Consider the following 6,636-nt stretch of genomic DNA (forward strand, 5'->3'; position numbering starts at 1 on the left):
GCCATGGGCACCGTTGACACCGCACCCGAAACCGGCCGCCGGGCAGGCAACCTGCCGGCCTCGCCCGGGCTGCGCCGGGCCGGCCGGGTGCTGACCGCCCTGGGCGTGGTCTGGGCCGCGGCCACCTTCACCTTCCTGATCCAGGCGCTGCTGCCGGGGGACCGGGCCACGCTGCTGCTGAACCAGCTCACCGGGCAGGTCCAGGAGCGCACCCCGGAGGAACTGGCTCCCATCAATGCACAGTACGGCTTCGATGACCCGCTGATCGTGCAGTACCTGCGCTTCCTGCGCGACCTGGCCACCGGCAACCTGGGCGAGTCCTACCAGCTGCACAAGCCGGTGGTCTCCGTGATCGCGGACCAGGTCGGACCCACCATCGTGCTGACCTTCGCCTCGCTGGGCGTGGCCTGGATCATTTCCGTGGCGGTGATTATCGGTACCGCCCGACGGAACCGCTTCGTCTCCTCGATCGCCTCCGGGCTGGAGGCCGTCGCGGCGGGCCTGCCGCAATACTGGCTCGGCGTGATCCTGCTGGTGGTTTTTGCGCTGGATCTCGGGCTCTTTCCGGTGGTCGGCGGCACCGGCCCGGCCGGCCTGGTCCTGCCGGCTTTGACACTGGGCATTCCGCTGGCCGGCTTTCTCGGCCAGGTAACCCGTACCGAGTTCGAGAAGGCCCTGGACCAGCCGTTTGCGCTGTCGGCCCGGATGCGCGGCATGGGGGACGCCTCGGTGCGGGTATGCCACGTGCTGCGCCACTCCGTGCTGCCCGGCGTGACCCTTTCCGGCTGGGCGCTGGGTTCGCTCTTCTCCGGGGCGGTCATCGCCGAGAGCGTCTTCAGCCGCCCCGGACTGGGCAAGATCCTGGTCACCGCCGTCAATTCCCGCGACCTGCCCGTGGTCTGCGGCATCGTCATCCTGGTGGCGGCGATCTACGTGGTCGCCAACCTGCTGGTTGATATCGCCTACACGCTGATCGATCCGAGGCTGAAGAATTCATGAGCACTGCAACCCTGACTCCGCAGACCAACCCGGCAGCCGGGCCGCAGTCCCGCTTCAGGCGGGGGGCGCGGTTCCGCAGCGTCCCGCTGGCCCCGGCGGTCTCCGCCGCCGTCGTCCTCTTCTTTGTACTGGCGGCCGTCGCGCCGCAGCTGCTCACCATTCGCGACCCGTTCGCCATCGACCTGGCCGGTGCGCTGCAGGCACCCGGCTTCCAGCACCCCTTCGGCACGGACCAGTCCGGCCGGGACCTCTACACCCGCGTGGTCTACGGTGCCCGCGAATCCCTGCTGATCGGCCTCGGCGCCACCGGGCTGGCCATCGGCATCGCCGTCGTGCTGGGCGTGGCCGCCGGCCTGGGCGGACGCTGGGTGGACGGGCTGCTCAGCCGCAGCCTGGAGGTGCTGTTCGCTTTCCCTGTGCTGCTGCTGGCCATGCTGTTCGTGACCATCTACGGACCCAGCGTCACCACCCAGATCGTGGCCGTGGGCCTGGGCACCGCTCCGGGATATGCCCGGATGATCCGCGGCCAGGTGCTGGCCGTACGCAACTCCGGCTACGTGGAGGCGGCCCACGCCCTGGGCCACAGCCGCTGGACCGTGCTGCGCCGGCATGTCTTCCCGAACGCCATGCGCCCGCTGGTCGCCGTCGTCACGCTCGGCATCGGCCAGTCCATCGTCTGGGCCTCCGGGCTGGCCTTCCTCGGCCTCGGGGTCGCTCCACCGTCGCCGGAATGGGGCGCCCTGCTGGACGCCGGCCGCATGTTCGTCACCAGGGCCTGGTGGCTCGAGGTGATGCCCGGACTCGCCATTGTCGCCATTGCCCTGGCGGCGACCTCGCTGGGCCGCTTCATCCAGAAGAAGCTGGAAGGAACACAGTCATGACCGCCACCCTCGCACACCCGTCCGCCGCGGCGACGGCTACCCGCCGGCTGCTCAATGTCAGGAACCTGAACGTCTCCTTCGCCGTCGGAACCGGCCGGCAGGCCGAACTGCGGCACGTGGTCAGGGACGTTTCCCTAAACCTGGCCGCCGGCGAATGCCTGGCCATCGTGGGTGAATCCGGCTCCGGCAAGTCGGTCACCGCCCGGACCCTGGTGGGACTGCCGGGCGGCACGGCCCGGGTGCAGGCGGACGCCCTCGAACTGGCCGGGCACCGGGTGGCCGAACTCGGGGAACGCCAGTGGCGGCAGTTGCGCGGCAGGGAGATCGGCTTTGTCCTGCAGGACGCCCTCGTCTCGCTGGACCCGCTGCGGCCGGTGGGCAGGGAAATCGAAGAGGCCCTGCGGCTGCACGGCTGGGGCACCAAGGCCTCCCGTGCGGCCAAGGCGGTGGAACTGCTGGCCAGTGTCGGCGTGCCGAACCCCGAGGTCAGGGCCCGGCAGCGCCCGGACGAGCTTTCCGGCGGCCTGCGCCAGCGGGCGCTCATTGCCTCGGCGATTGCGCTCGATCCAAAGATCGTCATTGCGGACGAGCCGACGACGGCGCTGGACGTGACGGTGCAGGCACAGATCCTGCACCTGCTGGCCGGCATGAAGGACCGCGGCACCGGCATCATCCTGATCAGCCACGACCTGTCGGTGGTGGCCACCCTCGCCGACCACGTGGCGGTCATGCAGGGCGGGGCCATTGTCGAGCAGGGGCCGGCCCGCCAGGTGCTGCAGGACCCGCAGCATGAATACACCCAGGCGCTGCTGGACGCGATCCCGTCCGCACACACCAAGGGCACCCCGCTCTCCAAGGACGGCCGGGCCCGGATCACGGCCACCAGCCGCCGGACCCGGACCGAACGTCCGGCGGATGCGCCGCCGGTGCTGCAGGCCGAGAAACTGACCAAAAGCTACAAGGGGCCCGACGGCGTGCTGCGCACGGTGGTCAGGGACGTCTCCTTCGAACTCGGCGTGGGCGAGACGCTGGGCATTGTCGGCGAATCCGGATCGGGCAAGAGCACTACGGCCAGGATGGCCCTGGCCATGCTTGAGCCGGATGCGGGCCGGGTGCTGCTGGACGGGCAGGCCTGGACGGGCATTTCGACGGCGGCGCGGCGTTCCCGCCGGCGCCTGGTCACGGTGGTGTACCAGGACCCGCTGAGCTCCTTCGACCCGCGCTGGAATGCCGAACGCATCCTGCTGGATGCCATTTCCCGCACCGACTATCCGGCCGAGGCCGACCGGGCCGCCCGCGCGGCGGAACTGGCCGGGCAGGTGGGGCTGCAGACGGAACACCTGGCCAAGCACCCGCTCCAGCTGTCCGGCGGACAGCGGCAGCGGCTCGCCATCGCCCGGGCGCTGGCCCCGGAACCGGAGGTGATCGTGCTGGACGAGGCAGTGTCCGCCCTGGACGTATCCGTCCAGGCCCAGGTGCTGGACCTGCTCTCCGACCTGCAGCAGGAACTGGGACTGAGCTACCTGTTCATCTCCCACGACCTGGGCGTCATCCATCACATGAGCGACCGCGTGCTGGTCATGAAGGACGGCCTGGCCGTGGAACAGGGCACGGCGGACGAGATCTTCAACACCCCGCAGCAGCCCTATACCCGCGAACTGCTCGCCTCCCTGCCCAAGCTGCCCTCCGGGACCAACGCAGCTGCCACTGAAGGAGCCCTGGCATGAGCAGACCGCTCTTCTTCAACGCCTTCCTGATGAACACCGCATCCCACATCCAGCACGGCCAGTGGCGGCACCCGGACGCCCGGCAGGGCGGGTTCAACGACATCCGGCTCTGGATTGAGCTGGCGCAAACCCTGGAGGAGGGCCTGTTCGACGCGATGTTCTTCGCCGATGTCTCCGGGCTGTACGGGCCGGCGGACGGACAGTATGTGGACAACGTGCACGAAGGGCTGCAGATCCCTTCGAACGATCCTACGGTGCTGCTCGGCGCGCTCGCCGTCGTCACCCGGCACATCGGGCTGGCCACGACCTCGAACGTCATGCAGAACCACCCGTTCAACTTCGCCCGGCAACTGTCCACCCTGGACCACATCTCCGGCGGCCGCGCCGCCTGGAACATCGTGACCTCCACCCAGGAGAACGCTGCCCGGAATTTCGGGCTGCCCGCGCTGGTGGAACATGACGCCCGCTACGACTGGGCGGACGAATACCTGGACGTGGCCTACAAGCTCTGGGAAGGCTCCTGGGAGGACGGGGCGCTGCTCAAGGACAGGGAACGCGGCGTCTTCTCCGACCCGGGCAGGATCCACAAGATCTTCCATGCCGGACCCCGTTACACGGTGGACGGCCCGCACCTGCCTTCCCCGTCCCCGCAGCGCACCCCGCTGCTCTTCCAGGCCGGCGGCTCGCCCCGGGGCATCCGGTTCGCCGCCCGGCATGCCGAGGCCGTGTTCATCGGCACTCCCGACCCGCAGGTGGCCCGGCAGCATATCGACGGCGCCCGGAGCGAGGCCGTGGCCGCCGGACGGCAGCCGGAGGACGTCAAGTTCTTCCAGGGGCTCAGCTTCATCATCGGGGCGACCGGGGCCGAGGTGCAGCGCCGTTACGAGGACTACCAGGAATACGCCTCGGTGACCGGCTACCTTACCCATGCTTCCCTGGGCATCCTGCCGGACGGCACCCGGTTGCCGGACGACACGCCGCTGAAGGACATCGAAAACAACGGCGGCCGCGGGTTCGTGGACTGGCTGCGCAAGGCCACCCCGGACCGCGAACCCACGCTGGCGGACCTGGCCCGCAGCCGGATCCGCCGCGGCCATGTGGCGGGCACCCCGGAGCAGATCGCGGACCAGCTGGCAGCCTGGCAGGCGGCGGGCGTGGACGGCATCAATGTGGTCAACTGGCGGCTGCCCGGCAGCTACGAGGAATTCAACGAACTGCTGCTACCCGTCCTGCAGCGGCGCGGCCTGGCCAAGACCGCTTACGCCCAGGGCACCCTGCGCCGCAAGCTCTTCGGCCAGGACAGGCTGCCGGACCGGCACCCCGGCGCACGCTACCGCGGCGCCTTTACCCCAGCGCCGGCCGCCGGAGTGGGCGCCTAAGGAGCCAGCCATGACCATTGTCGATGTTCCCGCAATCTGTTCGATCCGTCTGTGGCGCAATGCCCGCACCATTTCCTCGCATAACCCGGCCATCTACCGGCGGCAGGCAGTGGGCGGCTACGTGCCCAACGGGGTTTCCCCGGTGACGTGGACCCTGGCCCTGCCGGGTGCCGGCCCGGCCCCGCGCAGCTGACGCGGGGCACCAAGGCTGGCGCGCCGGCAGCGGGCACAATAGAGGAGTGAATCGTTCCGCCGTGCCCCGGGGTGCTGCCCGCGGCGCCTTTGACCTGGGTGTCATCGGCGCCGGGCTGACCTTCGCGCGCTCATTGGATGGCCTCGCCGCGGTGCTCCGTGAGGGAGGGCCGGCAGGGACTGCCGTTGTCCAGGCGCCGCCCGGTACGGGCAAGACCACGCTGGTCCCGCCGCTGGTTGCCAATCTCATCGCCAGCACGGCCGTGCACCGGCAGGGAAACAGCGGGCGTGTGGTCGTGACCCAGCCCCGCCGTGTCGCCGCCCGCGCGGCAGCCCGCCGTCTCGCCGCCCTCGATGCCAGCTGCCTGGGGGACCGCGCCGGCTACACGGTGCGGGGGGAGAGCCGTACGGCGCGGGGAACCGTCGTCGAGTTCGTCACCCCGGGCATCCTGCTGCGGCGCCTGCTCGCGGACCCGGGGCTGGACGGCGTTGCCGCCGTGGTGCTCGACGAGGTGCACGAACGCGGACTGGAGACCGACCTGCTGCTCGGCATGCTCGCCGAGGTCCGCCAGCTGCGCGGGGACCTGATGCTCGTGGCCATGTCCGCCACGCTGGACGCGCCGCGGTTCGCGTCCCTGATCGGAGCCAGCGACGGCGGGGGCCCGGCCCCGGTGGTCGACTGCCCGTCGGCCCTGTATCCCCTGGCCGTCGAATGGGCACCGGCCGCGGGGCCGCGGCTGGACGAGCGCGGCGTGGCCCGCGCGTTCCTGGACCATCTGGCCGACACTGCCGCCGCCGCACATGTCGACGCCGTGGCCCGGGACCCCGGGGTGGACGCGCTGGTTTTCGTCCCCGGAGCCCGGGAGGTGTCGTATGTCGCGGCACGGCTTCGCGGCCGGACCGGCGGGACGGAGGTGCTTCAGCTGCACGGCCAGGTTGATCCGGCCGCCCAGGACCGGGCGGTCTCCGGCCGGGGCCCCGGGGACGCGCCCCGCATCATCGTCTCCACCGCGCTGGCCGAATCGTCCCTCACGGTCCCCGGCGTCCGGCTGGTGGTCGACTCGGGCCTGGCCCGCGAACCGCGCCGGGATGCGGTCCGCGGCATGTCCGGCCTGGTGACCGTCTCCTGCTCACGGGCTTCGGCGGAGCAGCGTGCCGGCCGGGCCGCGCGGCAGGGACCGGGAACCGTCATCCGCTGCTATGACCAAAAGACGTTCGCCGCCGCGCCCGCTCACGCCACCCCCGAGATCGCCGTGGCGGACCTGACCGGAGCCGCCCTTGCCTTGAGCTGCTGGGGTGCACCGCGCGGGGCCGGGCTCTCGCTGCCGGATCTCCCGCCGGAGGCCGCGCTCGAGGAGGCCGTCCGCGTCCTGCACGATCTGGGCGCCGTCGACGCGGACGGCCGGGCCACCGGTCTGGGCCGGACACTTGCCCGCATCCCTGCCGATCCGCGGCTGG

6 protein-coding genes are annotated in these 6,636 nt (G+C 71.0%); all 6 read left to right on the plus strand.

From position 1 onward, the window contains the following. Positions 1 to 3 precede the first annotated feature (3 nt). Positions 4 to 999 (plus strand): ABC transporter permease, encoded by a 996-nt coding sequence (locus ACFQ36_RS07965; RefSeq protein ID WP_377012349.1) that lies wholly within the window; start codon positions 4 to 6, stop codon positions 997 to 999. Further along, the gene (locus ACFQ36_RS07970; protein WP_377012351.1) at positions 996 to 1,880 is read left to right on the plus strand and encodes an ABC transporter permease; all 885 of its coding nucleotides are present in this window, start codon (positions 996 to 998) and stop codon (positions 1,878 to 1,880) included. The genes ACFQ36_RS07965 and ACFQ36_RS07970 overlap by 4 nt, the downstream gene beginning before the upstream one ends. Continuing rightward, entirely contained in the window at positions 1,877 to 3,607 is a 1,731-nt protein-coding gene (locus tag ACFQ36_RS07975; RefSeq protein ID WP_377012354.1) for a dipeptide ABC transporter ATP-binding protein, read from the plus strand. Before ACFQ36_RS07970 ends, ACFQ36_RS07975 begins: the two co-directional genes overlap by 4 nt. Next, the gene (locus ACFQ36_RS07980; RefSeq protein ID WP_377012356.1) at positions 3,604 to 4,986 is read left to right on the plus strand and encodes an LLM class flavin-dependent oxidoreductase; all 1,383 of its coding nucleotides are present in this window, start codon (positions 3,604 to 3,606) and stop codon (positions 4,984 to 4,986) included. The genes ACFQ36_RS07975 and ACFQ36_RS07980 overlap by 4 nt, the downstream gene beginning before the upstream one ends. A 10-nt stretch (positions 4,987 to 4,996) precedes the next feature. Next, entirely contained in the window at positions 4,997 to 5,179 is a 183-nt protein-coding gene (locus ACFQ36_RS07985; RefSeq protein WP_377012358.1) for a hypothetical protein, read from the plus strand. Between the two features lie 46 nt (positions 5,180 to 5,225). After that, the coding region (locus ACFQ36_RS07990; RefSeq protein WP_377012360.1) for a helicase-related protein at positions 5,226 to 6,636 on the plus strand (1,411 nt) is incomplete at its 3' end.

Origin of the sequence: Arthrobacter sp. GCM10027362 (genome assembly GCF_042679445.1) — a bacterium.
GTDB lineage: Bacteria > Actinomycetota > Actinomycetes > Actinomycetales > Micrococcaceae > Crystallibacter.